Origin of the sequence: Streptosporangium sp. NPDC002721 (genome assembly GCF_042888905.1) — a bacterium.
Taxonomy (GTDB): Bacteria; Actinomycetota; Actinomycetes; order Streptosporangiales; family Streptosporangiaceae; genus Streptosporangium.
Window position 1 is genome coordinate 214,584 of the sequence record NZ_JBIAQI010000001.1, and the last position, 25,677, is coordinate 240,260.

The 25,677-nt window shown below is 71.2% G+C and carries 28 protein-coding genes; 17 read left to right on the top strand and 11 right to left on the bottom strand.

Annotation, left to right across the window (positions count from 1 at the left end):
• Positions 1-2: 2 nt before the first annotated feature.
• From hisB to hisF, 6 genes are all read left to right on the top strand, one after another.
• On the top strand, positions 3-635 hold the full coding sequence (hisB, locus tag ACFYWM_RS00915) for an imidazoleglycerol-phosphate dehydratase HisB (RefSeq protein WP_389907512.1): 633 nt from the start codon (positions 3-5) through the stop codon (positions 633-635).
• Positions 636-668: 33 nt separating this feature from the next.
• On the top strand, positions 669-824 hold the full coding sequence (locus tag ACFYWM_RS00920; protein ID WP_350950340.1) for a hypothetical protein: 156 nt from the start codon (positions 669-671) through the stop codon (positions 822-824).
• On the top strand, positions 821-1,456 hold the full coding sequence (gene hisH, locus ACFYWM_RS00925) for an imidazole glycerol phosphate synthase subunit HisH (RefSeq protein ID WP_389907003.1): 636 nt from the start codon (positions 821-823) through the stop codon (positions 1,454-1,456). Before ACFYWM_RS00920 ends, hisH begins: the two co-directional genes overlap by 4 nt.
• 61 nt (positions 1,457-1,517) lie before the next feature.
• Entirely contained in the window at positions 1,518-1,859 is a 342-nt protein-coding gene (locus ACFYWM_RS00930; RefSeq protein ID WP_389907005.1) for a hypothetical protein, read from the top strand.
• A 4-nt stretch (positions 1,860-1,863) separates the two neighbouring features.
• Positions 1,864-2,586 (top strand): bifunctional 1-(5-phosphoribosyl)-5-((5-phosphoribosylamino)methylideneamino)imidazole-4-carboxamide isomerase/phosphoribosylanthranilate isomerase PriA, encoded by a 723-nt coding sequence (gene priA / locus ACFYWM_RS00935; protein WP_389907007.1) that lies wholly within the window; start codon positions 1,864-1,866, stop codon positions 2,584-2,586.
• Between the two features lie 11 nt (positions 2,587-2,597).
• The gene (gene hisF, locus ACFYWM_RS00940; protein WP_389907009.1) at positions 2,598-3,368 is read left to right on the top strand and encodes an imidazole glycerol phosphate synthase subunit HisF; all 771 of its coding nucleotides are present in this window, start codon (positions 2,598-2,600) and stop codon (positions 3,366-3,368) included.
• 91 nt (positions 3,369-3,459) lie between these two features.
• Here the strand turns inward: hisF and ACFYWM_RS00945 are convergent, their stop codons facing one another.
• A complete protein-coding gene (locus tag ACFYWM_RS00945) occupies positions 3,460-3,846 on the bottom strand; it encodes a nuclear transport factor 2 family protein (RefSeq protein WP_389907514.1) in 387 nt (128 codons plus the stop codon).
• A 471-nt stretch (positions 3,847-4,317) separates the two neighbouring features.
• Here ACFYWM_RS00945 and ACFYWM_RS00950 point away from each other — a divergent pair, with 471 nt between their 5' ends.
• Entirely contained in the window at positions 4,318-5,544 is a 1,227-nt protein-coding gene (locus tag ACFYWM_RS00950; protein ID WP_389907011.1) for a ricin-type beta-trefoil lectin domain protein, read from the top strand.
• 12 nt (positions 5,545-5,556) lie between these two features.
• Here the strand turns inward: ACFYWM_RS00950 and ACFYWM_RS00955 are convergent, their stop codons facing one another.
• The 5 genes from ACFYWM_RS00955 to ACFYWM_RS00975 all read right to left on the bottom strand — a co-directional run bounded on the left by ACFYWM_RS00955 (position 5,557) and on the right by ACFYWM_RS00975 (position 10,620).
• Positions 5,557-6,135 (bottom strand): Uma2 family endonuclease, encoded by a 579-nt coding sequence (locus ACFYWM_RS00955; RefSeq protein WP_389907013.1) that lies wholly within the window; start codon positions 6,133-6,135, stop codon positions 5,557-5,559.
• A 426-nt stretch (positions 6,136-6,561) separates the two neighbouring features.
• Positions 6,562-7,971 (bottom strand): FG-GAP repeat domain-containing protein, encoded by a 1,410-nt coding sequence (locus tag ACFYWM_RS00960; protein ID WP_389907015.1) that lies wholly within the window; start codon positions 7,969-7,971, stop codon positions 6,562-6,564.
• 18 nt (positions 7,972-7,989) lie between these two features.
• Entirely contained in the window at positions 7,990-9,384 is a 1,395-nt protein-coding gene (locus tag ACFYWM_RS00965) for a glutamine synthetase family protein (RefSeq protein WP_389907017.1), read from the bottom strand.
• A gap of 94 nt (positions 9,385-9,478) precedes the next feature.
• On the bottom strand, positions 9,479-10,039 hold the full coding sequence (locus ACFYWM_RS00970) for a hypothetical protein (RefSeq protein ID WP_389907019.1): 561 nt from the start codon (positions 10,037-10,039) through the stop codon (positions 9,479-9,481).
• 419 nt (positions 10,040-10,458) lie between these two features.
• Positions 10,459-10,620, bottom strand: coding sequence for a hypothetical protein (locus tag ACFYWM_RS00975; RefSeq protein WP_344744406.1), 162 nt, complete (start codon positions 10,618-10,620; stop codon positions 10,459-10,461).
• A 570-nt stretch (positions 10,621-11,190) separates the two neighbouring features.
• Here ACFYWM_RS00975 and ACFYWM_RS00980 point away from each other — a divergent pair.
• Positions 11,191-11,487 (top strand): hypothetical protein, encoded by a 297-nt coding sequence (locus ACFYWM_RS00980; RefSeq protein WP_389907021.1) that lies wholly within the window; start codon positions 11,191-11,193, stop codon positions 11,485-11,487.
• Positions 11,488-11,647: 160 nt separating this feature from the next.
• On the opposite strand, the gene ACFYWM_RS00985 is transcribed toward ACFYWM_RS00980, so the two are convergent.
• A complete protein-coding gene (locus tag ACFYWM_RS00985; RefSeq protein WP_389907023.1) occupies positions 11,648-12,277 on the bottom strand; it encodes a TIGR03085 family metal-binding protein in 630 nt (209 codons plus the stop codon).
• 152 nt (positions 12,278-12,429) lie between these two features.
• Between ACFYWM_RS00985 and ACFYWM_RS00990 the strand changes: the two genes are divergently transcribed.
• Positions 12,430-14,232, top strand: a complete 1,803-nt coding sequence (locus ACFYWM_RS00990) for an ABC transporter ATP-binding protein (RefSeq protein WP_389907516.1) — start codon at positions 12,430-12,432, stop codon at positions 14,230-14,232.
• 25 nt (positions 14,233-14,257) lie between these two features.
• Positions 14,258-16,036, top strand: a complete 1,779-nt coding sequence (locus tag ACFYWM_RS00995; RefSeq protein ID WP_389907025.1) for an ABC transporter ATP-binding protein — start codon at positions 14,258-14,260, stop codon at positions 16,034-16,036.
• Here ACFYWM_RS00995 and ACFYWM_RS01000 read toward each other — a convergent pair.
• The 4 genes from ACFYWM_RS01000 to ACFYWM_RS01015 all read right to left on the bottom strand — a co-directional run bounded on the left by ACFYWM_RS01000 (position 16,033) and on the right by ACFYWM_RS01015 (position 19,455).
• Positions 16,033-16,542 (bottom strand): GNAT family N-acetyltransferase, encoded by a 510-nt coding sequence (locus ACFYWM_RS01000; RefSeq protein WP_389907027.1) that lies wholly within the window; start codon positions 16,540-16,542, stop codon positions 16,033-16,035. The two genes, ACFYWM_RS00995 and ACFYWM_RS01000, sit on opposite strands and share 4 nt — an antisense overlap.
• On the bottom strand, positions 16,539-17,546 hold the full coding sequence (locus ACFYWM_RS01005) for an ABC transporter substrate-binding protein (protein ID WP_389907029.1): 1,008 nt from the start codon (positions 17,544-17,546) through the stop codon (positions 16,539-16,541). The genes ACFYWM_RS01000 and ACFYWM_RS01005 overlap by 4 nt, the downstream gene beginning before the upstream one ends.
• A gap of 257 nt (positions 17,547-17,803) precedes the next feature.
• Positions 17,804-18,568, bottom strand: coding sequence for an amino acid ABC transporter ATP-binding protein (locus ACFYWM_RS01010; protein WP_389907031.1), 765 nt, complete (start codon positions 18,566-18,568; stop codon positions 17,804-17,806).
• A complete protein-coding gene (locus tag ACFYWM_RS01015) occupies positions 18,565-19,455 on the bottom strand; it encodes an amino acid ABC transporter permease (RefSeq protein ID WP_389907033.1) in 891 nt (296 codons plus the stop codon). Before ACFYWM_RS01015 ends, ACFYWM_RS01010 begins: the two co-directional genes overlap by 4 nt.
• A 565-nt stretch (positions 19,456-20,020) precedes the next feature.
• Between ACFYWM_RS01015 and ppk2 the strand changes: the two genes are divergently transcribed.
• The 7 genes from ppk2 to trpB all read left to right on the top strand — a co-directional run bounded on the left by ppk2 (position 20,021) and on the right by trpB (position 25,665).
• Entirely contained in the window at positions 20,021-20,977 is a 957-nt protein-coding gene (ppk2, locus tag ACFYWM_RS01020) for a polyphosphate kinase 2 (protein WP_389907035.1), read from the top strand.
• A gap of 65 nt (positions 20,978-21,042) precedes the next feature.
• On the top strand, positions 21,043-21,390 hold the full coding sequence (hisI, locus tag ACFYWM_RS01025) for a phosphoribosyl-AMP cyclohydrolase (protein WP_389907037.1): 348 nt from the start codon (positions 21,043-21,045) through the stop codon (positions 21,388-21,390).
• Positions 21,387-21,995 carry a TIGR02234 family membrane protein gene (locus ACFYWM_RS01030; protein WP_389907039.1) on the top strand — a complete coding sequence of 203 codons (609 nt, stop codon included), beginning with the start codon at positions 21,387-21,389 and terminating at the stop codon, positions 21,993-21,995. Before hisI ends, ACFYWM_RS01030 begins: the two co-directional genes overlap by 4 nt.
• 194 nt (positions 21,996-22,189) lie before the next feature.
• A complete protein-coding gene (locus ACFYWM_RS01035) occupies positions 22,190-22,687 on the top strand; it encodes a DUF4190 domain-containing protein (protein ID WP_389907041.1) in 498 nt (165 codons plus the stop codon).
• A 234-nt stretch (positions 22,688-22,921) separates the two neighbouring features.
• Entirely contained in the window at positions 22,922-23,437 is a 516-nt protein-coding gene (locus ACFYWM_RS01040; RefSeq protein WP_389907043.1) for a DUF2752 domain-containing protein, read from the top strand.
• 170 nt (positions 23,438-23,607) lie between these two features.
• Entirely contained in the window at positions 23,608-24,417 is an 810-nt protein-coding gene (trpC, locus tag ACFYWM_RS01045; RefSeq protein ID WP_362842743.1) for an indole-3-glycerol phosphate synthase TrpC, read from the top strand.
• 27 nt (positions 24,418-24,444) lie between these two features.
• The gene (gene trpB / locus ACFYWM_RS01050; protein ID WP_389907518.1) at positions 24,445-25,665 is read left to right on the top strand and encodes a tryptophan synthase subunit beta; all 1,221 of its coding nucleotides are present in this window, start codon (positions 24,445-24,447) and stop codon (positions 25,663-25,665) included.
• Positions 25,666-25,677: the final 12 nt, after the last annotated feature.

A 25,677-nucleotide genomic window follows, 5' to 3' on the forward strand; every position in this document is an offset into this window, starting at 1 on the left:
GCATCACCGGCGGCACCGGAACCGGTACCGGCACCGCGACCGCGCCGCGTCGCGGCCGTGTCGAGCGTGTCACCAAGGAGACCTCGGTGCTGGTCGAGGTCGACCTCGACGGCACCGGGAGCGTCGAGGTGGCCACCGGTGTCGGGTTCTTCGACCACATGCTGAACCAGCTCGGCAAGCACGGGCTGTTCGACCTGACCGTGAAGACCGAGGGCGACCTGCACATCGACGCCCACCACACGATCGAGGACACCTCGCTCGCGCTGGGGGCGGCGTTCCGCGAGGCCCTGGGCGACAAGTCGGGCCTGCGCAGGTTCGGCAACGCCTCCTGCCCGCTGGACGAGTCGCTCGCGGAGGTCACGGTCGACCTGTCCGGGCGCCCCTACCTGGTGCACAGCGAGCCCGACGGCATGGCCCCCATGATCGGTCCCGACTACGACACGACGATGACCAGGCACATCCTGGAGTCGTTCGTCGCCCAGGCCGCCATCTGCCTGCACGTGCGCGTCCCGTACGGCCGCAACGCCCACCACATCGTGGAGGCGCAGTTCAAGGCGCTGGCCAGGGCGCTGCGGGCGGCCTCGGAGCGCGACCCGCGCGCCACCGGGGTGCCCAGCACGAAGGGCGTGCTGTGATCGTCTTCCGTACGGGAAAGAGGGGCGGCGCCGGTGAGTGACAACTGGACGGCCGTCGCGATGGCCTTCGTGGCCCTCTTCCTCGTCGGCGGGATCGTCTCATTCCTCAAACAGGGCTTGAAGAAGGGCGCGGTGCTGCTCGCCGCCCTCGCGGCCCTGGCGACCACGGCGGCGGTGCTCTGGTGGTGAAGAAGAAGGTAACCGTTCTCGACTACGGCTCGGGCAACCTCCGTTCGGCGGAGCGCGCGCTGGCCCGGGTCGGCGCCGAGGTCACGGTGACGGCCGACTACGAGGCGGCGATGGAGGCCGACGCCCTCGTCGTGCCGGGCGTGGGGGCGTACGCCGCGTGCATGGCGGGGTTGCGCGCCGTGCGGGGCGAGCGGATCGTCGCGCGGCGCCTGTCGGCGGCGCGGCCGGTCCTCGGCATCTGCGTCGGCATGCAGATCCTCTTCGAGACGGGCGTCGAGCACGGCGTCACGACCGAGGGCTGCGGGGAGTGGCCTGGCACGGTGGAGCGCCTGGAGGCTCCGGTCCTGCCGCACATGGGCTGGAACACGGTGAAGCCGCCTGACGGGACCGTGCTGTTCGCCGGGCTCGACGCCGACACGCGCTTCTACTTCGTGCACTCGTACGGGGTGCGCTCCTGGGAGCTCCAGGCCGGGCCGGGTTTCGACGATCCGCTGGTCACCTGGTCCGAGCACGGGGTCCCGTTCGTCGCGGCGGTGGAGAACGGCCCGCTGGCGGCCACCCAGTTCCACCCGGAGAAGTCGGGCGACGCCGGGGCGCACCTGCTCACGAACTGGCTCGGGACCGTCACGTGATCTCATGGGTCTCGTGCGGGGTGCCGGTGAGTGTCCCGTTCGGGGCGCCCGGGAGTGCCCGATGAGCAAGGAGCGGGCCAGACGCAGGGCCGAGCGGGAGGCCGAGCAGGCACGCCAGGCGGCCCTGCGCGCCGAGCGGGAGGCGCGGCTGGCGCGGCGACGTGAGCGGGTCGGCAGGCTGGTCGCTCTGCTGCCGGGCAGGCCCGTCCGCATCGCGTCCCAGGGCGGCATCATGGCCCGCCGCCGCCGGGCGCAGAACGGTGTCGCGGTGGTGCTGTTCCTGATCGTCCAGGTGATCGTCTGGTTGCTGTGGTCCTCGTGGGCGGCCCGGTTCGGGGCGCTCGTCATCTCTTTGCTGTTCGTACCGCTTTTCCTCACCCTTGTCTTCGACCGGAGGTCTTGAACCGATGTCGCTTGAGCTGCTTCCCGCCGTGGACGTCGCCGACGGGCAGGCGGTCCGCCTGGTCCAGGGCGCGGCCGGCACCGAGACGTCGTACGGCGACCCCCTGTCGGCGGCGCTCGCCTGGCAGGAGGCCGGTGCCGAGTGGATCCATCTGGTCGACCTCGACGCCGCCTTCGGCCGGGGCAGCAACCGGGAGCTGCTCGCCACCGTGGTCGGCGCGCTCGACGTCAACGTGGAGATGTCCGGCGGCATCCGTGACGACGCCTCCCTGGAGATCGCGCTGTCCACCGGCTGCCGCCGGGTGAACATCGGCACCGCGGCGCTGGAGAACCCCGCCTGGTGCGCCAAGATCATCTCTGAGTACGGCGACCGGATCGCGATCGGGCTGGACGTGCGGGGGACGACCCTGGCCGCCCGTGGCTGGACCCAGGAGGGCGGCGACCTGTGGGAGGTCCTGGAGCGCCTGGAGGGCGACGGCTGTCCCCGTTACGTCGTCACCGACGTCACCAAGGACGGCACGCTGCGCGGCCCCAACCTCGACCTGCTGCGCGAGGTCTGCTCGCGCACCGACAAGCCGGTGGTCGCCAGCGGCGGCGTGTCGTCCCTGGACGACCTGCGCGCCCTGGCCTCGCTGGTCCCGATCGGCGTCGAGGGGGCCATCGTGGGTAAGGCCCTGTACGCGCAGGCCTTCACCCTCGAGGACGCCCTCGCCGCAGTGAGCTCTTGAGGGGGTCGCAGATGACTGTCGCGGTGCGAGTGATTCCCTGCCTGGACGTGGACGCCGGGCGGGTGGTCAAGGGCGTCAACTTCGACAACCTCCGTGACGCGGGCGACCCGGTCGAGCTGGCCCGCCGCTACGACGCGGAGGGGGCCGACGAGCTGACGTTCCTGGACATCACGGCCTCCAGCTCCGACCGGTCGACGATGTACGACGTGGTCAGCCGGACGGCCGAGCAGGTGTTCATCCCGCTGACCGTGGGCGGGGGAGTGCGCTCGGTCGAGGACGTCGACAAGCTGCTGCGGGCGGGCGCCGACAAGGTGAGCCTGAACACGGCGGCGATCGCCCGGCCCGAGCTGCTGACCGAGGCGTCGCGGCGGTACGGGGCGCAGTGCATCGTGCTGTCGGTGGACGCCCGCCGGATCGTCGACGGCCCGCCGACGCCGTCCGGTTTCGAGGTGACCACGCACGGCGGCCGCCGGGGCACCGGCATCGACGCGGTGGAGTGGGCCCGGCGGGGCGAGGAGCTCGGGGTGGGGGAGATCCTGCTCAACTCCATGGACGGCGACGGCACCCGCGACGGCTACGACCTGGAGCTGATCCGGGCCGTACGGGCCGAGGTGTCGGTTCCGATCATCGCCAGCGGCGGGGCCGGTTCCGTCGACGACTTCCCTCCCGCGGTCGAGGCGGGGGCGGACGCGGTGCTGGCGGCGTCGGTGTTCCACTTCGGGCAGCTCAAGATCGGTGACGTCAAGGACGCGCTGCGGGGGGCGGGGCATCCCGTCCGCTGACGTCGTCGAGTGCCGCCGATGCTCGGCGCGCGCGGCCAGGTAGCCGCCGAGCAGGCGCGTTCGCTGACGTCGTCGAGCGCCGCGGACGCCCTCACTCCACTTCCTCGGGGGCGAAGTAGTCGCGCAGTAGGGCGATCTTCCCGTCGCGGAGGCGGAAGATCTGCACCAGCGACATGGTCGTGGGCCCGGCGCCTCCGTCGAAGGCGGTGTCGATCTCGGCGACGAACACGTCGGGGTCGACGGTGGTGTGCAGCGCGTACCGGGTCCCGGCCACGTTCAACGTGCGGTCGGCGCGCACCGGCCGCCTGTAGTGCGCGGCCATCGCCTCGCGGATCTCCTCGCGCCCCTCAAGGCGCCTGGGGTAGGTGTGACCGGCCGGGACGAGCGGCGCCTCGATGACGCCGTCCACGGTGAACAGCTCGGCCAGCGCCGCGGCGTCCCGGGTCACGGCTCCGGCCCGGACGTACCGCTCGAAGATCTCCTGGGGGTTTCGGGCACGGCGTGCTCCTTCGCTCGGGGGAACGCGATGATCGGCGCCTGATTTGACGGCGGTGTTGTCGACCGTACCGGTTCTGTGGATCGCCGAATGGTTCGCCGGCGTTACAGCGGGTTTATGGGCGATGTTCTGTGAGCGCGTTCCGCGAGTGGGTTCTGCCGGTGGCTTTGTGTTTCGCCTGCGACCTCGTCGTGTCCCGGGGGGCCACGTGGCGCGGGTGGCCGAGCGCCTTTGCGCTTCACGGTGGCCGGGTTCGGCCTGGTCGGCGTTGGGGAACCGCCGGTTGGGGCGAGGTGGGGCGGCGTATCGTGTGCTGGGCCGGAATGGTGACGGCCTCGGCCGGATGATGTTATCTCCGGCGATTTTCGGACGCCCGGGTTTCTCGTCTAATAATGTCAGGTGTGAGTATATATGCCTGCTCCGGTAGCTTCCAGAAAGAAGATAATATTCTCATTGGATCGACACTTTCTTAATGCCGGGAAACTTGCGCTTGTCGTTACTCTGGGCGGTCTGTTCATCAACTGGACGACCGGTGACGTCGAGTTCCGGGTCGAGTTCTTCCTCTGCTCGCTGATCCTGACCGGAGTCCTGGCCTGGTGGCAGGAGCGGGATCGGGCCGGCTCCGAGACGGGGGCGGCGGGGGTCGGGGCGGTGGTGCCCGTGTCGTTCGGTGTGTCGCGACAGGGCGCCGTCGTGCTCTGTGTCGCCGGGGCGGTGGCGTTCACGCTGTGGGGTGCGGTCGCCGTGTACGGGTCGCTGTCCGCGCCCGACTTCGAGGCGCGGGGGGTCATGGTCGTCTCCCGGTTCGCGGTGGGGCAGCCCATGGTCTACGGCGGCGAGCCGGTGAAGCGGGTCCGGCTCGGCGGGTCACTGGCCCACGAGGAGCCGAAACCCGAACGCAGCTGGGATCTTCAGCCCGTCCGGCACGAGGGGATCCTGCACCACCGGATCGTCAACGCCGAATCGAGGCTCTGCCTGGACGTGGAGGCCAGGCTCCCCCGCCAGTCCTCCCATCTCACCAACTCCCTGTGCGACGAGACCTCCGACGGGCAACTGTGGCGTCTGATCGACGGCACCTCCCGGGGCAGGATCGCCTCCCACGGCGGTGAACTCTGTATCGACGTCGAGAAGACGGTCCGCGACCCTGGGGTCGCACTGGTCCTGCAGAACTGTTCCGACCGGATCGGCCAGTACTGGCAGATCACCAGGGGCCTGCCGCCCGGCACGGGCAGCGCGATCGCCAGCGCCCAGAACGGCGACTGCGTCGACGTTCCCTTCACGGGCGGCCGGCTCCTGCGCTGGGACTGCCACGGTGAGCCCAACCAGGCGTTCACCTACCAGGAGGTCCCCCCGAGGCCGGGGGCGTACGTGATCCGCAACGGGTCCGGCTGCGTGGTCCCCCAGGCGGGCGACGACGCGGCGGGGGTCGTCCGGCGGCCGATCTGCCCGAGAGAGGCCCCTCCGGCCGACGCGATCTGGGACCTCGACGCGCGGGACACCGCGCGCGAGTGGCAGTACTGGGAGATCAGGCATCGCCTGACCGGCCGCTGCCTCCGGGTGGAAGGCGAGTCGCACGAGATCGGAACGGAACTCACCCTCCGGACCTGTGATCGCACGGACATCCACCAGCAGTGGCGCACCCCCCTGTGGGCCCGCTACCCCGACGCGCCCCGCACGTGACACGCCCGCCTTTCAGGCAAGGGTTCCAGGGTCGATCGTCAGGGGAACGGGGCCGGGCAGGGTGGCGGCGCTGCCGGGGGCGAGGGCGGCCACCTGCCGGTAGACGTCACCGTCGAGCTGGTAGACGTCGACGACCAGGGTGTTCTGGTCGATGATCCAGTACCACTCGCACTTGGTCCGGGCGTAGCGGTTCATCTTGGTGAGGCGGTCGCGGTTGGAGTTGGTGAACGTGACCTCCGCGAGGATCTCGATCTCGTGCGGTTCCACGTAGAGGTCACTGTCGGTGCCGCGCTGGAAGACGGCGACATCGGGGGCGAACACAGTGTCGGAGTTGAGGCGGTAGTTGACCGGCCCCTCCACGTCGAGGTCCAGGTCGTTGGCCCGCAGGCATGCCTCGATGGCGTTGATGAGGCGGCGGGCGATGCGCTGGTGCCGGATGGAGGGCGCGGGGGTCATCACGATGCAGCCGTCCTCAAGCTCGAAGCGGCGGCCGACGTCGCCGAAGTCATGGCTCATGAACTCGTCCGCGTTCCAGTAACGCGGAGCCCACGGAAGCGTTCCGTGAGGTTGGTGGCCATGCGGGACGGTCATGCGTACCACGGTATCGGGGTTGCCGCACACCTCATAGCGTGGCTGAGCGGTGCGTTCGCTCATGGTTCCCGGCGGGCTGCTCATGGGCTCGGTGGTCCTTTCGGGAGTTCCTGGTTCGCGTCGTGACCCGCCCCCGCGCACTGCCGGTCGAAGGTGAACGATCGGGCGCGCGGTGTCCTGCCGCAGCGGCGGTGGTCGAGGGGGATGCGGTTTTCCTTCACCTCGCAGGGCCCCTGAAGTCGGCGTGAACGAATCGTATCCACATGATTACTTGAAGAGACGAGAATGCTGGAAAGTGAGGACGCCGAAATGGGGTGAGCGGTGTCTGCGCGCCGCCCAGAGGTCGGGGGTGGGCGGTTGATGACGTAGCCGTACCTGGAACGGTGTGGCCCCGGCGCCGATCGGCGCGGAAGGTTGGCCGATGTTCTACCAGTTACCGGTGTCGAAGGTGTTCTCGTCGCGGTCGCCGTCCGTCACCCACCACAGGGACAACGCCGGGTTCGATCCCGTGGGGGACCAGGTCAGCAGCAGCTCGTCCCGTCCGTCGCCGTCGTAGTCGGCGGACGTCCACGGGCGCGCCAGGCGTTCCGAAGGGTGCGGTTTCCCGCCGGTCGGGTCGGTGGCCGGTCCGGACCGGCGGATCGTCTTCCCGCCGCGTCGTAGCCCGCCTCCCCCGCCGTGGAGCAGTTCGACGCCGTCGGGGCCGCGGTCGATCGCGAGGTCGTCGGTCCCGTCGCCGTCGTAGTCTCCCGCCGTCAGCGTCCGCGCGAACCTGAGGTTCCTGAACGTTTGCGGTGTGCGGCGCGTCCCGCCGAAGTAGACGGTCATCACGCCGTCGACCGAGGGCGGCTCGGTGTCGTACCCCGGCTCGTTGGTGCGGCTGCCGCTGTCGGCGACCACGACGTCGCCCCTGCCGTCCCCGTCGAAGTCACCGAAGGCGAAGGACTTGCCCTTGTTCAGCCTGCGGGCCTGGCGGGACAGTCCGCCGGGGCCGCCCCTGACGAGCCAGGTCTCCGCCTGCCCGTCGTCGCCTCCGTCGTACACGAGCAGGTCGCCGGCGCGGCGTCCGCCGACCTTGCCGACGGCCAGGCCGTGGAAGCCCACGTCGCCCGGAGAGGGCTGGACGGTGTGGCGGCGGGGGACGCCCTGCCGGGTGAACGGCCCGTACAGCACGGCCAGGCTCTCCCGGTGCTCGGACGTTCCCCTCGTCATCGGCGTCTTCAGCACCAGATCCGCTTCTCCGTCGCCGTCGAAGTCACCCGGCAGCGTCCCGTGGGAGAAGGCGCGCGGGGTGAGGGACGTCGGGACGGCGGTCGGCACCGCCTCCGGGTCCACCCCCTTCGGGCCGCCCCACAGGATGTGCGGGCTGTCCGTGGCGGGGCCGCGCCGCACCACGTGGCCGTGGACGAGGACGTCGGCGAAGCCGTCGCCGTCCAGGTCGGCCGTGCTCGTGGGCCCGGTGAACTCGAGGTGGGCGCCGGGCACCACCGTCCTGGTCCGGGGGTTCAGGCCGCCCTTCGAGCCGTACACGATCACGAGGTCGGGCGACCAAGAGGCGTGGGACATGACGAAGGTCAGGTCCGCGAAGCCGTCGCCGTTGACGTCGTCGGGGTCGCGTCCGCCCTTTCCCTCGGCGGGCGGCGACCCTGGGGAACGCGACGGCGCGGGCCGGGGGGACGACGACGGTGGCGCCGGCGGCGGTTCGGGGAGCAGCGCCGACGGTGTCACGTACGGGGCCGGGGTCGCCTCCCGCTCGCCTCCGGAGCCGCATCCGCCGAGCAGGAGGACGAGTGCCAGTGCCGTTCCGGTTCCGCTTCTTGTCGCACCCTCCCGCATATGTGGGGATATTAGGACCTAGAAGACTCGGAAGTGGTGGAAAAGCTCGTAGGTGGCGTCCTGGGCGGCGAAGGTCCGGGCCTCGGAGCGTTTGACGGCCAGGTAGGCGGAGGCGCGCAGGGGACCCAGGGCGTCCATGAGGACGTCGTCGGCCTCCAGGGCGTCCAGCGCCTCGTCCAGGGAGGCAGGGAGGCGGGGCACGCGTCCGGCGGGGAGGGTGGCGGGGTCGACGTTGACGGGGTCGCCGGGGTCGAGGCCGCGGCGGATGCCGTCCAGGCCCGCGTGGATGACGGCGCCCAGCGACAGGTAGGGGTTGGCCGAGGAGTCGGAGGGCTTGAGCTCCAGGTTGGCCGACGCCGCGGCGTCGCGTCCCGTGGGGGAGCAGATCCGCACCGCCGCCTCACGGTTGTCCATGCCGTAGCAGGCGTACGCGCTCGCCCACGACCTCGGGGCCAGGCGCCGGAAGCCGTTCACCGAACCGCAGGTCAGCGCGGTGAGTGCCGGGAGGTGGGCGACCAGGCCGCCGATGAAGCGGTAGGCCGTGGCCGACATGCCGTAGCGGTCGGAGGGGTCGGCGAAGGCGTTGGCCCGCAGCTCGGGGTCCCACAGGGAGACGTGGAGGTGGGCGCCGTTGCCCGCCTGGTCGGCGAGGGGCTTGGGGGCGAGGGAGGCCCACATCGACATGCGGGCGGCGACGCCCCTGACCGTCTCGCGGTAGATCACCTGGTTGTCGGCGGCCCGCAGGGCGGGGGCGTGGTGGATGGACAGCTCGTGCTGGCCGTGGCCGAGCTCGGGATGGTAGTGCTCGGGCCGCAGCCCCTGGCTCTCCAGGGCGCGGATCAGGGCCATCGTGTAGTCGTGGACCTGGTTGAAGCCGACGCTGGAGTAACACAGGCTGTCGTCGGCGGGGACCAGGCGGTCCGGGCCGCCCGCGGGGTCGGGCTCGCGGCGGCCCAGGGTGAACTCGGGCTCGTAGGCGGCGACGAGGGCGTGACCCTCGGCGGCCAGGGCTGCGACGGCCTCGCGCAGGAAGGTGCGCGGGCAGACGGGCCAGGGGGAGCCGTCGACCTGGCGCAGGTCCGCCAGCATGGCCGCGGCGCCGGGAGCGTAGGGCAGGTGGACGAACGTGGCCGGATCGGGGACGAGGCGGACCTCTCCCACCGGGCCGAGGCCCTCGACGTCCTGGAGCTCGTCGAGCATGTTCATCGCCATCATCGCCACGGTGTGCCCGATGCCGGTACGGAGCCGCTCGGCCAGGCGGGAGCGGGAGGCGGCCTTGCCCCTGATCACGCCGCCGTGGTCGGCGTACAGGAAGCGGACCAGCTCGACGCCCTCGGTGTCGGCGCGTTCGGCGACGTGCGCCGCGGCGGCGTCGAACGGGTGGGGGCCGGTCACGACCTGCTGATCTCCCATGTCTCCTGCGTAACACGTCCTCGGGGGGAGGGGAAGCACCCGGGACGCCCGCCCGGGGGATGATCCTGGACGATTGTGAGATTCCGGCCCGCGGTTACTCGGTGGTCACGTCGCCGGCGGAGCAGGGCGCACCCGTGAGGGAGGGAGACGGGGGGAGCGGGCGGGCGCACCGGCAGGTGACGGTGATCGTCACCGTGCCGGAGGTGCAGCGGCCGGAGGGGACGCACGCCTCGACCGGGACCGTCCAGGTGCCGGGCACCCGCGAGGCGCCGCCGAGCAGGCCGTCGGCGTCGAGGGTGACCCCGGCGGGCAGGAGGGTGGGGTCGAGCACCCTGAAGGCCGTCGTCTCGCCGGTCGGGTTGGCCAGCGTGATCCTCCCTTTCAGCGGCCGGTCGACGCCGGCGCCGAAGTGGCCGAGGGGCGGGTAGGCCGAGAGGGACGAGGAGTCCGCGAGGAAGGGGGGCACGGGCCCGCGGGCCGGTGTCCGGGCGGAGGGTGGCATGGGAGCCGGGGCCGGGGCCGAGGCCGGTGTCGAGGTCAGGGCCGGGTCCGGTGCCGGGGTCGCGAGGGCGACTCCCGGGGTCGCCTGCACGCCGCACACGACGGCCCCGGCGACGATGACCCCGATCCAGGGAAACCCCTGCTTGCCGCGCATGAACGATCCCCCGTACGAGAAACGGACTTTTCCCCAGGGTGCCGGAGAGATCATCAAGGAAGTGCCGTGATGTCTTCCGGGGTCATCCATGATCGGGTCAGGACGTTCGCCGTACGGGTGGCCTTCGTGTCATGTCACGCGGGTGTCTCTTGCCACCCTGTTTCCGTACCACTCTGTACGGCGGGGCCGCGCGGCCTCGGACGGCGGGGCGCGGGTGTGACCTCGTGGACGGTTGGCGGGGACGAGGGGGCCGTGGCCGCTTCCGGTGATCGTCGCGATACGGCTCCGGGATCAGCGGAGCCGGATGCGTTTCCGGGATCGGCGGGGCCGACGGCATGGCGTTCGAGGTGGGTGCGCTCCCCTGTGGGTCAGCCGGGAGCGCGGGTGACGCGGTTCGGGGCGGGGGGCCCGCCTGACGATTAGGTGAGCACGCGGGTGAAGAACAGGGCCAACTGGTCCGCTCCTCTTATGATCCCGTCGAAGACTCCGTTGACCGCGCTCGCCGCCTCGGCGGGCTTGGTGAACAGATAGAAGACCACGAAAGCTACCGCGAGGTAGGTGAGGATCTTCTTGACCTGCATGGGGGCCTCCTGGCAGTTCCAATCCCAGCCGTATATACCCGAATTTTATCGATCTTTGGCATCTGCGGCCCGGGTGGCTCCCGGATTTTGATGATCATACCCGTCTCGCGGTGGCGAGCCGCGGTCCGGTGGCGAGTTTGGCATAGGTCACACTCGCCATCGTGCGGTCGCGAGGGGCTCCTGTCCAATCTTCAATGCCAGGTATACCGGTAGGGGTAGCCCGGCGTCGCGCATACGCCGATCGCGGGGGTGGTTTTTGCTGGTCATCGCCGATCCGGTGGCCGGCCTGACGCGTCGTTCGTGCCGGGGGTTCCGGTATGGCGATCGGTGTCGGCAAATGCGTGACCTCGCCGTCGGGCGAGCCGGGGACGGCCGGGGAGCCCTGCCGTTCGAGGGGGGGTCGGCCTGCTTTTCGGGATGCCTTTTGACCTTGCGGCCTCTTGTCGGCGCCTGGTGCGCCTCTCCGGCGCGATCGTGGGTGGCTGGTGCGGCGTTTGTGGCTGCAAAAGGGGGGAATTGGTCGATGTATCGTAACTATGGGTAATTATTCAGGAGCAAGGAGTGGTGACGATGACATCGCCCGTCGGATCAGGACAGCCAGGTGACCGGCCGCGGAACGTCGGCTCTCACGGGGTGGGCACGGAGACGAAACCCGCGTTCCAGACGACCGAGCTCATCGCCTACATCGTCATCCTGGTCGCGATCGTGATCACGGCCTTCGTGGTCGGTGGCGACTCGCGCGGCTACGGCGACCCCTTCGGGGCGGAGCAGGCCATCAAGTACATCACCATCCTCACGGTCGGCTACATGATCGCCCGGGGTCTGGCGAAGGCCGGAAGCCGGGACCGGGGCGACGGCATCCGCTAGCCTCCCCGGTTTCCCGCCCGTCCGGCTCCTCCCACCTTTCCCCCCGCCCAAGCGCCCGTCCGGACGCACCCGTCCGGACGTCCGCCTGGACGTCCGCCTGGACGTACAGGCCGCCTGGACGTACAGGCCGCCTGGACGTACAGGCCGCCCGGACGTCCGCTCAGACGCCCAGGGAGGCGTCCATCAGCTTCGCCACGGCCTCGTCGTCGCCGCTCACCTCGACCTTGGCGTGGGACTGGCGGCCGAAGCAGAACAGCAGCAGTTCCCCGGCCGTGCCCGTCACCTCGACCTGCGGCCCCTCCTTGGGACCGCCGACGGCGACACCCCCGCCGACGCGGTGCAGGACCACCCGTACGGGAGAACGGCGCAGGAAGATCCGCGCGCCGCGGTGGACCTGCTTCCAGAACCTCTCCTCCAGCCCGGCGGGCAGCTCCCGAGGCTCCCAGACCCGCTGCGCCCGCCGCACGTCCTCGTGGTGGACGAAGAGCTCCGTCGTGTTGACCGCCTGGTCCAGGCCGGGCAGGCGGTAGACCCCCGAGGGCCCGGAACGCACGAGGTCGACGAGGCCGGCGTACCCCTTTCTGGCCTTCGTGGACTCCTGCACCCTGGCGGTGTATCCGGCCAGCGGCTTGAGGAGGATGCCTCCGGCGGCGTCGGGGCGGCTCTCGCGGACGACGAGGTGGGCGGCGAGGTCGGAGGTGGTCCAGCCCTCGCAGAGCGTGGGGGCGTCCGGGCCGAGCCGGTCGAACAGGTCGCTGAGCGCGGATCGTTCGGCGCGGGCGTAGTTCATCTCAGTTCCTAACGAGCCGTTGTACGAGCAACCGGAGGTGTGAACGTGACACTAACCGAAGGTGGTTCGGGAATAACCGGATGATCCACAGTGATAGGGACATAGGTAGAAACGTTCCCCGTCGAAAGGACACCCCCCGCGTGGCGAGCAAGATGACCACCGCAGTCATGCGCAGGGGACTGGGGGTTCTGGGGGTGGCCGTCCGGGCGGAGAAGGCGATCTTCTCCGCCGCGGTGCTCTCCAGCGCCCTGTACGGCGTGATGACCGTCGCCGCGGCGTGGGCGCTGGGCTGGGCCACCGACCACGTCGTGCTCCCGGCCTTCAGGGACGGGCGGATCACGACCGCCACCCTCACCCTCGGCGCGCTCCTCATCCTCGGGGTCTCCCTGCTCAAGGCGCTGGGCGTGGCCGGGCGGCGGTACTTCGCCGGGGTCATGCAGTATCGGATGCAGGCCCGCTCGCGCCGCGACGTCACCCGCCAGTATCTGAGGCTCCCGCTGTCCTGGCACCACAGGCACCCGACCGGGCAGCTGCTGTCGAACGCCGGGTCGGACGTGGAGGCCGCCTGGGCGCCGCTCGCCCCGCTGCCGATGGCCGTCGGCGTGGTCGTGATGCTGGTGACCGCCGCCGTCGCGATGGTGATCACCGACCCGGTCCTCGCTCTCGTCGGCTTCCTGGTCTTCCCCGCGATCGCCGTGCTCAACCTGGTCTACCAGCGCAGGCTCAACCCGCTGGCCACCCGCGCCCAGCAGCTGCGCGCCGAGGTCAGCGAGATCGCCCACGAGAGCTTCGACGGCGCCCTGGTCGTCAAGACCCTCGGCCGCGAGGACGAGGAGACCGCGAGGTTCCAGGCCAAGGCCGGCGAGCTGCGCGACGCCAACATCGCCGTGGGCCGGGTCCGCGGCCTGTTCGACCCGATGCTGGAGGCGCTGCCCACCCTGGGCGTGCTCGCCGTGCTGCTGATCGGCGCGATGCGGCTGGAGAGCGGCGCGATCGGCTCGGGCGTGCTCGTCCAGGTCGCCTACCTGTTCACCCTGCTGGCCTTCCCGATCCGCGCGCTGGGCTGGGTGCTCGCCGAGCTGCCCCGGGCCGTGGTCGGCTACGACCGGATCCGGGCCGTGCTCGACGCCACCGGCTCCATGGAGCACGGCGCCGTCGAGCTGCCCGGCACCGACCCGGCCAGGCTGGAGGTCCGCGCCCTCGGTTACGCGTACGGCGACGGCGAGTTCCCCGTCCTGCGCGAGGTGAGCCTGGAGGTCGAGCCCGGCCGTACCGTCGCCCTGGTCGGCCCCACCGGCTCCGGCAAGTCGACGCTCGCCCAGGCGCTCGTGCGCCTGGTCGACCCGGCGGAGGGCGTCGTGCTGGTGGACGGCACGGACCTGCGCGACATCGCCAGGAACGGGGTGAGCGACGCGGTGGCGCTGGTGCCGCAGCAGACGTTCCTGTTCGACGACACCGTACGCGGCAACGTCACCCTCGGCCGGCCGGTCGGGGACGAGGACGTCTGGGAGGCGCTGCGCCTGGCGCAGGCCGAGGGGTTCGTCAGCGCGCTGCCCTCGGGGCTGGACACCCGGGTCGGCGAGCGCGGCACCACCCTGTCGGGCGGCCAGCGCCAGCGCATCGCCCTGGCCCGCGCGCTGGTGCGCCGCCCGCGGCTGCTCGTCCTGGACGACGCCACCTCCAGCGTCGACCCGCAGGTCGAGGCGAGGATCCTGTACGGGCTGCGGGACGCGGCCCAGGTCTCCACGGTGGTCGTCATCGCCTACCGGATGGCCACCATCGCCCTGGCCGACGAGGTCGTCTACCTCGACCACGGCCGGGTCGTCGACCGGGGCGCCCACGCGGAGCTGCTCGCCCGCTGCGAGGGCTACCGCAACCTGGTCACCGCCTACGAACGCCAGGGCGCCGAGCGCGAGGCGCTCGCCGCCGAACAGGAAGAAGAGGTCAGCGCGTGAGGAAGCACAACCCGCCGGGAGGGTGGTGCCGGTGAGCTCGTTCCAGGGGGTCGAACGCTCGGGCCTGGCCACCGTCAGGCACGGCCTGTCGCTCACACCGGAGTTCCGCAGGGGGCTGGCCGGTACGCTCGCGCTCGCCGTGGTGGCCACGGTCGGCAAGATCATCGTGCCGATCGCCGTCCAGCAGACCATCGACAGGGGGCTCGGGGGAGGGGCCCCGGACGTGGCCTACATCCGCACCGCCGTGCTGCTGTGCGCCGCCGCCGTGGTGCTCACCGCGCTGTGCGCGTACCTGATGAACGTCCGTCTCTACCGGGCCACCGAGTCCTCGCTCGCCACGCTCAGGGTGCGCGGCTTCCGGCACGTGCACGACCTGTCGGTGCTCACCCAGAACTCCGAGCGGCGCGGCGCCCTCGTCTCGCGGGTCACCGGCGACGTCGACCAGATCAGCGTGTTCATGCAGTGGGGCGGGCTGATGATCATCATCGCCCTGGGCCAGCTCCTGGTCGCCACCGCGCTGATGTTCGTCTACTCCTGGCAGCTCGCCCTGGTGGTGTGGCTGTGCTTCCTGCCGCTCATGGTCGTCCTGCCGCGCTTCCAGCGGTGGCTGTCCGGCGCCTACACGCGGGTCCGCGAGCGCACCGGCGACATGCTCTCGGCCGTCAGCGAGTCGGTCGTGGGCGCGGCGGTGATCAGGGCCCACGGCTCCGAGGCCCGTACGGCCGAGCGGCTCGACGTCGCGATCGACGCCAACATGGCGGCGCAGGCCCGCACCCAGCGGATCGTCGCGACCGTGTTCCCGCTGACCGAGATCGTCGCCGCCGTCACCCTGGCGGCCGTGGTGCTGGTCGGGGTGCGGCTCGGGCTGGCCGAGGACATCACCGAGGGTCGCCTGGTCGCCTTCCTGTTCCTCATCACGCTGTTCGTCTCGCCGATGCAGATCGCCACCGAGGTGCTCAACGAGGCGCAGAACGCCGTCGCCGGGTGGCGGCGCATCCTCGGCGTGCTCGACACCCCCGCCGACGTCGCCGACCCGGGCCCGGAGGGCGTCGAGCTGCCGCGCGGCCCGATCTCGGTCTCCTTCGAGGACGTGGGATTCTCCTATCCCGGAGGGGTGCCGGTGCTGCACGAGGTCTCGGCGGACATCCCGCCGCGCTCGCGGATCGCCGTGGTGGGGGAGACCGGTTCCGGCAAGACGACCTTCGCCAAGCTGCTCACCCGCCTGATGGACCCGGTCTCGGGGCGGATCACGGTCGACGGCCACGACCTGCGGGACGTCCGGTTCTCCTCCCTGCGCAGCCGTATCGTCATGGTGCCCCAGGACGGCTTCCTGTTCGACGGCACCCTGGCCGAGAACATCGCCTTCGGCCGCCCCTCGGCGACCGAGGCGGAGATCCGGCTCGCCATGACCGAGCTGGGGCTCACCGACTGGCTGGAGGGGCTGCCCGCCGACCTCGCGACCAGGGTCGGCCAGCGCGGCGAGTCGCTGTCGGCGGGCGAGCGCCAGCTCGTCGCGCTCGCCCGCGCCTACCTGGCCGACCCCGACCTGCTGCTGCTGGACGAGGCCACCTCCGCGGTGGACCCGGCGACGGAGGTGCGGCTGGCCCGCGCCCTGGAGGGTGTGACCCGGGGCCGCACCGCCGTCTCCATCGCCCACCGGCTCTCCACCGCCGAGGCGGCCGACGAGGTGTTCGTCTTCGACAAGGGGCGGATCGTGCAGCGCGGCCCGCACGCCGAGCTGGTACGACGGCCCGGGGTCTACGCCGACCTGCACGCCTCCTGGGTCTCGGCCGCCCGCTCCTAGCGGCCCTGCGGGATGGCCTTCTCGAAGGGATGGGGGCCGACCGTCTCGGGGTCGGCCGTCAGGTCGTACAGCGGGCTGTATCCGGTCGAGAGGTACAGCCCGGCCGCCTCCGGCTGCCGGGGGCCCGTGGTCAGGTAGATCCTGCGATAGCCCTGCCGCGCGGCCTCTTGCTCCAGTTCCCGTACGACGACGGCGCCCAGGCCGCGCCTGCGGTGGCCGGGGTGGGTCCAGATCCGCTTGAGCTCGGCGGTCTCCTCGTCGTGGCGGAAGAACGCGCCCCCGGCGACGGTCCGCCCGTCCTCGACGAGGACGAGGAACGCGCCCCCGTGTTCCGGGGTGAACCGCTCGTCGGGGTAGCGGCTCATCTCCTCGTTGGGACCGTACCTGCTGGTGTACTCGTGATGCAGGTCCGCGAGGAGTGGCCTGACCTCGGGGTCGCCGACGGCCACGTACCGGACCCGGAGGTGTTCGCCCGGGGCGGCGGGCCTCGCGGAGTCGACCGTCACTTCGGCTGCCTCGGCAGGCCGGGCGGGTTGATCTTCGAGGTGGGCAGCGCCTCGTTGTCCAGGCCCCAGCGCTTGAGCACCTCGGCGTACTTGCCGTTCTCGATGAGCGTGTTGATCGCCTCGTTGACCGGCTGGACCAGGCCGTTGCCCTTCAGGGTCATGACCGCGATCAGGCCCTCGACCGGCCCGCCGCCCGAGAGCGTGCCGACGATCCTGCTGTCGCCGCCCACCGCGACCTGGTAGGCGATGGGCGGGTTCGGGCCCAGGTAGGCCTGGATGCGGCCGGACTTCAGCGCGAGCAGGACGTCGCCGTACTTCTGGTAGTACTGGATGTTCGCGGCCTTGAGCCCGGCCTTCTGGTTCTGCGCGTCCCACTCCAGCAGGATCTTCTCCTGGTTGGTGCCGGAGCCGACGGAGACGTTCAGCCCGGCGATGTCGGCGGGCTTCTCGATCTTGGTGATCTGGCTGTCCCTGCCGACCTGCCAGGCGAGCTGGTCCACCCGGTAGGTGGCGAAGTCGTAGATGTCCTTGCGCTCCTCCGTCACCGTGACGTTGTTGAGCACCAGGTCGTACTTGCCTGACTTGACCGCGAGGAACAGGTTCTCCCAGGAGGTGTTGTCCTCCTTCAGGGGGAGGCCCAGCACGTCGGCGATCAGGTGGGCGAGGTCGGTCTCCACGCCGACCAGGGTGGTGTCGTCGTCGGCCAGGAACACCAGGGGCGGCGCGCCCTCGCCGTTGAACCCGGCGGTCAGCGCGCCCTTGGACCGGATCGCCTCGGGGACCTTGGCGGCGATCGCCTCCACCTTCTCGGCGCGGACGCGGTTCTGCTCGGGCGAGGTGTTGATCTTTATCCCGCCGGTTCCGGACGGGGCCGTGGCCGGGGCGGTCGTGCCGGCCTCGGCCCTGTTCGTCGTACCGGCCGGGGCGGCGGTGCCGCCGCAGGCGACGGCGAGGAGGAGAGGCAGGGCGGCGACGGCGGGGGCGAGCCTCGATGTGAACGACATGTCGGTCCTTGCTCGGGTGGGTGGTGGGGTGGTGCCGGGGATTCGCGCGGGAGCCGCGCGAGGGATCTTCGGGCGGGGGTTTCGTGGGAGGTCCTCGCGAGGGTCGTGAGGGGTCTTCGTGGGAGGTCTTCGCAAGGGTCGTGAGGGGTCTTCGTGGGAGGTCTTCGCAAGGGTCGTGGGAGGTCTTCGCGAGAGGTCCTTGCGAGGGTCGTGGGAAGTCTTCGTGGGAAGTCTTCGTGAGGGTCCTCGCGGGAGGGTCAGAGGACCTTGCTGAGGAAGAGGCGGGTGCGCTCGTGCCGGGGGGCGTCCAGCACCTCGGCGGGAGTGCCCCGCTCGACGATCCGGCCCTCGTCCATGAAGACCACGGTGTCGGCGACCTCGCGGGCGAAGCCGACCTCGTGGGTGACGACGATCATGGTGGTGCCGCTCCCGGCGAGGTCCTTGACCACGTCGAGCACCTCGCCGACGAGCTCCGGGTCCAGCGCGGACGTCGGCTCGTCGAAGAGGATGACCTTGGGCTCCAGGGCCAGGGCGCGGGCGATGGCCACCCGCTGCTGCTGACCGCCGGAGAGCTTGCGGGGGTAGGAGCGCGCCTTGTCGGAGAGCCCAACCCGCTCCAGCAGCCGGGTCGCCAGCGCGTCCACCTCCGCCCTCGGCCTGCGCTGGGCCGACCGGGGCGCCTCGGTGACGTTCTCGTGCACGGTCAGGTGCGGGAAGAGGTTGAAGTTCTGGAAGACGAAGCCGATCTTGGTGCGCTGCCGGAGGATCTCGCGCTCGGGCAGCTCGTACAGCCTGTCGCCGGACCTGCGGTAGCCGACCAGCTCCCCGTCGACGCTGACCGAACCGCTGTCCACCTTCTCCAGGTGGTTGACGGTACGCAGGAGCGTGGACTTCCCCGACCCCGACGGGCCCAGGATCACCGTGACCTCGCCCGCGGCGACCTTCAGGTCCACCCCGCGCAGCACCTCCAGCGGGCCGAAGCTCTTGTGTACGTCCCGCAGCTCGACCATCGTGGCGCTCATGCGCGCCCCCTGCCGTAGTGGCGCTCGACGTAGTGCTGGGCGACGGACATCACGGAGGTCATGACGAGGTACCAGATGGTCGCCACCAGCAGCAGGGCGATCACCCTGCCGTTGCGGTTGTAGATCACCTGGACCTGGTAGAAGAGCTCGGGCAGGGCCATGATGTAGACGACCGAGGTGCCCTTGACCAGGCCGATGATCTCGTTTCCGGCGGTCGGCACGATCGACCGCATGGCCTGCGGCAGGACGATCCGGAACAGCTGCCGGGTCCTGGGGATGCCCAGCGCCGCGGCCGCCTCCCGCTGGCCGTGGTCCACCGAGAGCAGCCCGGCCCGGACGATCTCCGCGGCGTAGGCGGCCTGGTGCAGGGCGAGGCCCAGCGCGGCGGCGGTGACCGGGCCGATCAGGTCCATCGTCCCGATGTCGAAGAACGCCGGGCCGAACGGCACCCCGAAGGAGAGCCTCGGGTACAGCAGGGCGAGGTTGTACCAGAACAGCAGCTGCAGGATGAGCGGCACCGACCGGAACAGCGCGATGTAGCCCCAGGCGACCGAGTTGAGCAGCGGGTTCCCCGACAGCCGCATGAGCGCCAGGACCGTGCCGAGCAGGAAGCCGAAGACGATTCCCAGCGCGGTCAGTTCCAGGGTGAACACGACCGACCGCAGCACCGAGGGCGCGAACAGGTACTCCCCGACCACCTCCCACTCCCAGGCCGGGTTGGTGACCAGCGCGCTGACCGCCATGGCCAGCAGCACCGCGACGCCCAGGGCCGCCACCCAGCGCCCGGGGTGGCGGGTGGTGACCACCTTCAGCGGGGGCTCACCGGCCGCCGTGTCTCCGGGGCCGTCCGGGGGGCCGCCCGCGGGGGGAGTGGCGGCCAGGATCACGCGGGACCCGCCCGATCGGCGGGAGGCGGACCCGGGGACGGACCGGGTCCGGCTCGACGCGTACCCGCGCCCCCGGCCGCCCGTCACCGGGGGTGGTGCCTTCGCGAGGGCCGCGGGGAGATCGTGTGTGTCACCGCCGCCGGCGCCTGAGAATTCGACGGGCATGGTTGAGGCCTTTCTGGCTGGTCGTACCGAACAGGGGTGGCGCGCGCTCCGAGGGCGGAGCGCCGGAAGGTCGCGCGACGGCGGCGACAGGGGTGGGGGCGACAAGGACGGCGGCGACGCAGGTCAGCGGCGACAGGGGAGGCGGTGGGGGCGGCGGCGGGCGAGGTGCTCGCCCGCCGCCGGCCGGAACTCTGGGCGCACGGCATCACTTCAACACACGTTCACAATCCCGTCAAGACCTACTTGTTTAGTAGGTTTTTGGACGAAGCCGATCATTCCCCGTGGCGACGGGGTGGATCACCCGCCGAGAAAGGGGCGTCCGGGGAGGATTAGCCTGCTCAGAGGGAGGTAGAGGCAGGACGGAGGCGGGTCTCACCGTCGCCCGAGGGGAAGGGGTCGAATGTCGGAGTTGATTGGCGGGGAGCCGTCGGACAGCCAGTTCCCCGTGGTGGACGTCCACGCGGCGATAGACCGCAGCGACCTGCTCGACGAGCTGACCGATCTGCGGGTCAACGACGATGACGACGACGATCCCGTCCTCGTCCGCAAGGACGGCAGCCCGGTCGACACCTGGCGGGAGAAGTACCCCTACGACGAGCGGATGGAGCGGGCGGAGTACGACCGGCTCAAGCGGCTGCTCCAGATCGAGCTGCTCAAGCTCCAGTACTGGATCAAGGACACCGGGGGGCGCATGGTCGTCCTCTTCGAGGGGCGCGACGCCGCGGGCAAGGGCGGCACGATCAAGCGGTTCATGGAGCACCTCAACCCCAGGGGCGCGAACGTGGTGGCGCTGGAGAAGCCGAGCGAGCGCGAGAGTACCCAGTGGTACTTCCAGCGCTACATCTCCCACCTGCCCGCCGCCGGGGAGATGGTCTTCTTCGACCGCTCCTGGTACAACCGCGCCGGGGTCGAGCGGGTGATGGGCTTCTGCACCCCCGAGGAGTACCTGGAGTTCCTGGAGCAGGCCCCCGAGTTCGAGCGGATGCTCGTCCGCGACGGCATCCACCTGGTGAAGTTCTGGTTCTCGGTCTCGCGGTCCGAGCAGCGCACCCGGTTCGTGATCCGCCAGGTCGACCCGGTGCGGCAGTGGAAGCTGTCGCCGATGGACCTGGAGTCGCTCGACAAGTGGGAGGACTACACCGCCGCCAAGGAGGACATGTTCATCCACACCGACACGGAGGAGGCCCCGTGGACGGTGATCAAGAGCAATGACAAGAAGCGGGCCAGGACCGAGGCCATGCGCCACGTCCTGAGCCTGTTCGAGTACGAGAACAAGGACCACGAGATCGTCGGCACCCCCGACCCCAGGATCGTCGTCCACGCCGCCGACGTGCTCGACGACGACCGCGGCCACTGAGCCGCCTTTTGGGGGGAGCGAAGGCCGGTCGCGACCCCTCCCCCCGGTTGCGGCACAATTGCCGCATGTCCCTTGACCTCGCCATCGCGGCCCGGCTGAAGCGCACCGCCGACGGGCTGGTTCCCGCCGTCGTCCAGCAGTACGACACCGGCGAGGTGCTCATGCTCGCCTGGATGGACGACGAGGCGCTGCACCGCACGCTCACCACCGGCAGGGCCACCTACTGGTCGCGCAGCCGCGGGGCCTACTGGGTGAAGGGCGACACCTCCGGCCACGTCCAGCACGTCAAGTCCGCCGCGCTCGACTGCGACGGCGACACCATCCTGCTCAAGGTCGACCAGGTGGGCGCCGCCTGCCACACCGGCGACCGGACCTGCTTCGACGCCGGCGAGCTGACGGTGACCCGGGCGTGACGGCCAGGCGGGAGCTGTTCACCTGGCTGGCCGCGTGCGCGGCGGGCGCCGCGCTGGTGCTCCTCGCCGCCGGGCGCGACTGGTTCACCGTGACGTACGGCACCCGCGAGGTGGCGGTCTCCGCGGCCGAACTGGTCCCCGCGCTCGGCCCCGCCGCCTGGGCGGCGCTCGCCGCGGTGGTCGCCGTCCTCGCCACGGGGGGCGTGTGGCGCGGGATCGTCGGGGCGGTGATGGCGCTCGTCGGGGCCGGGACGATCGCCGGTTCCTGGTGGGGGAGCGGCGCGAGCGCCGCGCTGCGGATCTCCGCCGAGCAGGCGCCGATGGCCGCGGGCACCGCCCCGCAGGTCGCGCAGGCCGTCGTCTGGCCGGTCCTCGCCTCCGCCGGGGGGCTCCTGCTGCTGGCCGGAGGGGTCGCGGCGATCCTGCGCGGCCGACGCTGGCCGGGCATGTCCGGCCGGTACGACCGTCAGGGGACGGGGCCGGGTCCCGGCGGTGCCGTGAGCCGTCCCGCTCCCGCCGAGAGCGCCCCCAGCGAGCGGGCACTGTGGGACGCCCTCGACGAGGGCACCGACCCCACGGCCGACCCGGACCCCCGCGGGCGCTGACCCCCGCGGGCGCTGATCCTCTACGGGCGCTGAACTTCGCGGGCGCTGATCCTCTGGGGGCGCCCAAGACGCCGGGGCGTGTGCTTTCGGCTACGACTTGCTCACAACGCGCTCACAAGCGTGAGCGGAGCCTCTCCTTCCCGGAGCATTTTCGCTAGGATTTCGCCCGCAACTCGGATAATTGGGGGTCATTCATGAGCTATGGCAATCACTCGGATGGCTATGGCCAGACCCCAGGGGGCGGCGGCTACGGCCCCCCGGGTGGCCACGATTCATCCGGCGGCGGTTACGGCACCGGAGGGTACGGCGATTACGGCCAGCCCGGTTACGGCCAGCCCGGGTATGGCCAACCCGGTTACGGCCAGCCCGGCTACGGCCAGCCCGGTGGCGGCTACGACCCCTACGGCGGGTACGGCGCGCCGCCGCCGCCCAGGGGCAACAACGGCATGGCCGTCGCCTCGCTGATCATGGGCATCGCGGGGCTGTTCATCTGCGGCCTTCCCTCGCTCGTGGGCGTGGTGCTCGGCCACATCTCGCTGGGACAGATCAAGCGGACGGGCGAGGAGGGCCGGGGCATGGCCATCGCCGGCCTGGTCCTGTCCTACTTCAGCGTCCTGTGCTGGATAGGCGTGGCGTTGCTCTTCTGGCTGATCGGGGCCGCGGCCCTCATCGGCGGCGGCGCGAGCTACTGACGCGAAAGCCGGGCGTCCGGTGCCGGTTCGCTTCATGACCGGGCTCAGGCCCGGCCGGGAGCCGCGAACGGTATCGATCGCGCCAGGTTCCCGTGACCCGTTCCGGTTCCGGTTCCGGTTCCGGCGAGGGTTCGCCCCAGTGGCCCGGCGCCCCAGTGGCCCGGCGCCCCAGTGGCCCGGCGCCCCGGCGCCCCGGCGGCCCGGGGGCGGCGTGGGCCGTGGGTAGGGTGGCCGGTGAGGGGCTGGACACCGGCGAAGGGCGCTGACGGCATGGTGACGGGGCGGACCGAGGGTTCGCGCGGGTCGCGCGCGACGGCCGTGCTGGCCCCGCTCGGCGCCGCGCTCGCGGCGGGCGCGGCGGTGGCGTTCGTGGGGACGGTCGACCCCAACGAGCCCGGCCACTACCCGACCTGCCCGTTCCTCATGCTCACCGGCCTCTACTGCCCCGGCTGCGGCGGCCTGCGGACGGTGTACGCGCTCGTCCACGGCGATCCCGTGACGGCCCTGGGGCTCAACCCGCTCGTCGTGCTCGCGATCCCGGCGCTGGTCGTACTCTGGGGCCGGTGGGCGCTGCGCGCCTGGTCCGGCGGCGGGCCCACCGGAAAATCCGGCGGCGCGCGCGCCTGGAAATCCGGCGGGGCGCCCGCCTGGAAATCCATACACCCGGCCTACGCGTGGTTATTGCTCGCTTTGATGGTCGTGTTTTGGATAGTGCGAAATCTTCCTTTTGGGGAATTCCTGGCCCCATAGTCACCGATAGGTCTCACCCCGTGGCCGGGCAACCCCGGTAGGGCCGATAGCATCGGCGGAACAAGGGCAGTTGATTCGGGAGGGGCCTAACTCGTGAGTGAGCGGAGCGAGCGAACCACGGACACGGCAGCGTCCGCGAACCTGGCCCCGGAGCTTCGCGAGGAGGGCAAGTGAGCGTGCTCGAGGAGATCCTCGAAGGAGTCCGCGCCGATCTGGCCGAGCGGCAGGAGAAGGTGACGCTGGCCGAACTCAAGGAGCGGGCCGGGCGGGCGCCCGCCCCCCGCGACGCGTACGCGGCGCTGGGCGGCGACCAGGTGGCGGTCATCGCCGAGGTCAAGCGCTCCAGCCCGTCCAAGGGCGCCCTGGCCGCGATCGCCGACCCCGCCGCGCTGGCGGGCGACTACGAGTCGGGCGGCGCCCACGTCATCAGCGTGCTCACCGAGCGGCGCCGCTTCGGCGGCAGCCTCGACGACCTGGCCGCGGTGCGCGCCGTCGTCGACATCCCGGTGCTGCGCAAGGACTTCATCGTCACCTCGTACCAGCTGTGGGAGGCCCGCGCCTACGGTGCCGACCTGGCGCTGCTGATCGTCGCGGCGCTCGACCAGAACGCGCTGGTCTCGCTGATCGAGCGGGCCGAGTCGATCGGGCTGACCCCGCTGGTCGAGGTGCACACCGAGGAGGAGCTCGACCGGGCGCTCGCCGCCGGAGCCAAGATCATCGGTGTCAACGCGCGGAACCTCAAGACCCTCGAGGTCGACCGTGAAGTGTTCGCCAAGCTGGCTCCGAAGATCCCCGACGGCGTCATCAAGATCGCTGAGTCGGGCGTGCGCGGCCCCCACGACCTGCTCGCCTACGCCAGGGCGGGCGCCGACGCCGTCCTGGTCGGCGAGAGCCTGGTGACCGGCAAGGACCCGCGGGCCGCCGTGGTCGACCTGGTCACCGCCGGTGCCCACCCAGCATCCCGACCCGAGGGGCAGTAAGCAGTGACAACGCACGAGGGAACCGTCATCACCACCGCCGACCTCGCGGGGAACGCCGCCCACGGCAACGACCCCGACGTCCACGGCAAGTTCGGCGTCTTCGGCGGACGCTACGTGCCCGAGGCGCTCATCCCGGCGCTGGACGAGGTCGCGGCGGAGTACGACAAGGCGAAGAACGACGAGGCGTTCCTGCGGGAGTTCGACCACCTGCTGCGCACCTACGCCGGGCGGCCGACCACGCTGACCGAGGTCCCGCGCTTCGCCGAGCAGGCGGGCGGCGCCCGGATCGTCCTCAAGCGCGAGGACCTGACCCACACCGGCGCCCACAAGATCAACAATGTGCTCGGCCAGGCCCTGCTGACCAAGCGCCTGGGCAAGACGCGGGTGATCGCCGAGACCGGCGCCGGCCAGCACGGCGTCGCCACCGCGACCGCCGCCGCCCTGATGGGCCTGGAGTGCGTGATCTACATGGGGGCCGTCGACTGCGAGCGCCAGGCGCTCAACGTCGCCCGCATGAAGCTGCTCGGCGCCACCGTCGTCCCGGTCACCAACGGCAGCCAGACCCTCAAGGACGCCATCAACGAGGCGTTCCGCGACTGGGTCGCCAACGTCGACCGTACGCACTACCTCTTCGGCACCATCGCCGGGCCGCACCCGTTCCCGGAGATCGTCCGCGACTTCGCCCGCATCATCGGCGTCGAGGCCCGCCGCCAGACGCTGGAGCTCACCGGCAGGCTGCCCGACGCGGTCGCCGCCGCCGTCGGCGGCGGATCGAACGCCATCGGCATCTTCCACGCCTTCCTCGACGACAAGGACGTCCAGCTGCACGGCTACGAGGCCGGCGGCCGGGGTCTGGAGAGCGGCGAGCACGCCCTCACCCTCACCGAGGGCTCCATCGGCGTGCTGCACGGCTCGCGCACCTACGTGCTGCAGGACGACGAGGGCCAGACGGTCGAGTCGCACTCGATCTCGGCCGGGCTCGACTATCCCGGCGTCGGCCCCGAGCACGCCTGGCTCAAGGACAGCGGCCGCGCCACCTACCACGGCATCACCGACGCCGAGGCGATGGACGCCTTCTCCCTCCTCGCCCGCACCGAGGGCATCATCCCCGCGATCGAGTCCTCGCACGCGCTCGCCGGAGCCCTCAAACTGGGTCGCGAGATGGGTCCCGAGGCGACGATCCTGGTCAACCTCTCGGGCCGGGGCGACAAGGACATGGGCACCGCGATGAAGTACTTCAACCTCTGACGACCGACTTGC

Bases quoted from the DNA above. Each gene is read 5' to 3' on its own strand.
- ACFYWM_RS00930 (WP_389907005.1), top strand. From the start codon at position 1,518: ATGAGCAAGGAGCGGGCCAGACGCAGGGCCGAGCGGGAGGCCGAGCAG.
- priA (WP_389907007.1), top strand. From the start codon at position 1,864: ATGTCGCTTGAGCTGCTTCCCGCCGTGGACGTCGCCGACGGGCAGGCG.
- hisF (WP_389907009.1), top strand. From the start codon at position 2,598: ATGACTGTCGCGGTGCGAGTGATTCCCTGCCTGGACGTGGACGCCGGG.
- ACFYWM_RS00955 (WP_389907013.1), bottom strand. From the start codon at position 6,135: ATGACCGTCCCGCATGGCCACCAACCTCACGGAACGCTTCCGTGGGCT.
- ACFYWM_RS00960 (WP_389907015.1), bottom strand. From the start codon at position 7,971: ATGCGGGAGGGTGCGACAAGAAGCGGAACCGGAACGGCACTGGCACTC.
- ACFYWM_RS00965 (WP_389907017.1), bottom strand. From the start codon at position 9,384: ATGGGAGATCAGCAGGTCGTGACCGGCCCCCACCCGTTCGACGCCGCC.
- ACFYWM_RS00970 (WP_389907019.1), bottom strand. From the start codon at position 10,039: ATGCGCGGCAAGCAGGGGTTTCCCTGGATCGGGGTCATCGTCGCCGGG.
- ACFYWM_RS00975 (WP_344744406.1), bottom strand. From the start codon at position 10,620: ATGCAGGTCAAGAAGATCCTCACCTACCTCGCGGTAGCTTTCGTGGTC.
- ACFYWM_RS00980 (WP_389907021.1), top strand. From the start codon at position 11,191: ATGACATCGCCCGTCGGATCAGGACAGCCAGGTGACCGGCCGCGGAAC.
- ACFYWM_RS00985 (WP_389907023.1), bottom strand. From the start codon at position 12,277: ATGAACTACGCCCGCGCCGAACGATCCGCGCTCAGCGACCTGTTCGAC.
- ACFYWM_RS00990 (WP_389907516.1), top strand. From the start codon at position 12,430: ATGACCACCGCAGTCATGCGCAGGGGACTGGGGGTTCTGGGGGTGGCC.
- ACFYWM_RS01005 (WP_389907029.1), bottom strand. From the start codon at position 17,546: ATGTCGTTCACATCGAGGCTCGCCCCCGCCGTCGCCGCCCTGCCTCTC.
- ACFYWM_RS01010 (WP_389907031.1), bottom strand. From the start codon at position 18,568: ATGAGCGCCACGATGGTCGAGCTGCGGGACGTACACAAGAGCTTCGGC.
- ppk2 (WP_389907035.1), top strand. From the start codon at position 20,021: ATGTCGGAGTTGATTGGCGGGGAGCCGTCGGACAGCCAGTTCCCCGTG.
- hisI (WP_389907037.1), top strand. From the start codon at position 21,043: ATGTCCCTTGACCTCGCCATCGCGGCCCGGCTGAAGCGCACCGCCGAC.
- ACFYWM_RS01035 (WP_389907041.1), top strand. From the start codon at position 22,190: ATGAGCTATGGCAATCACTCGGATGGCTATGGCCAGACCCCAGGGGGC.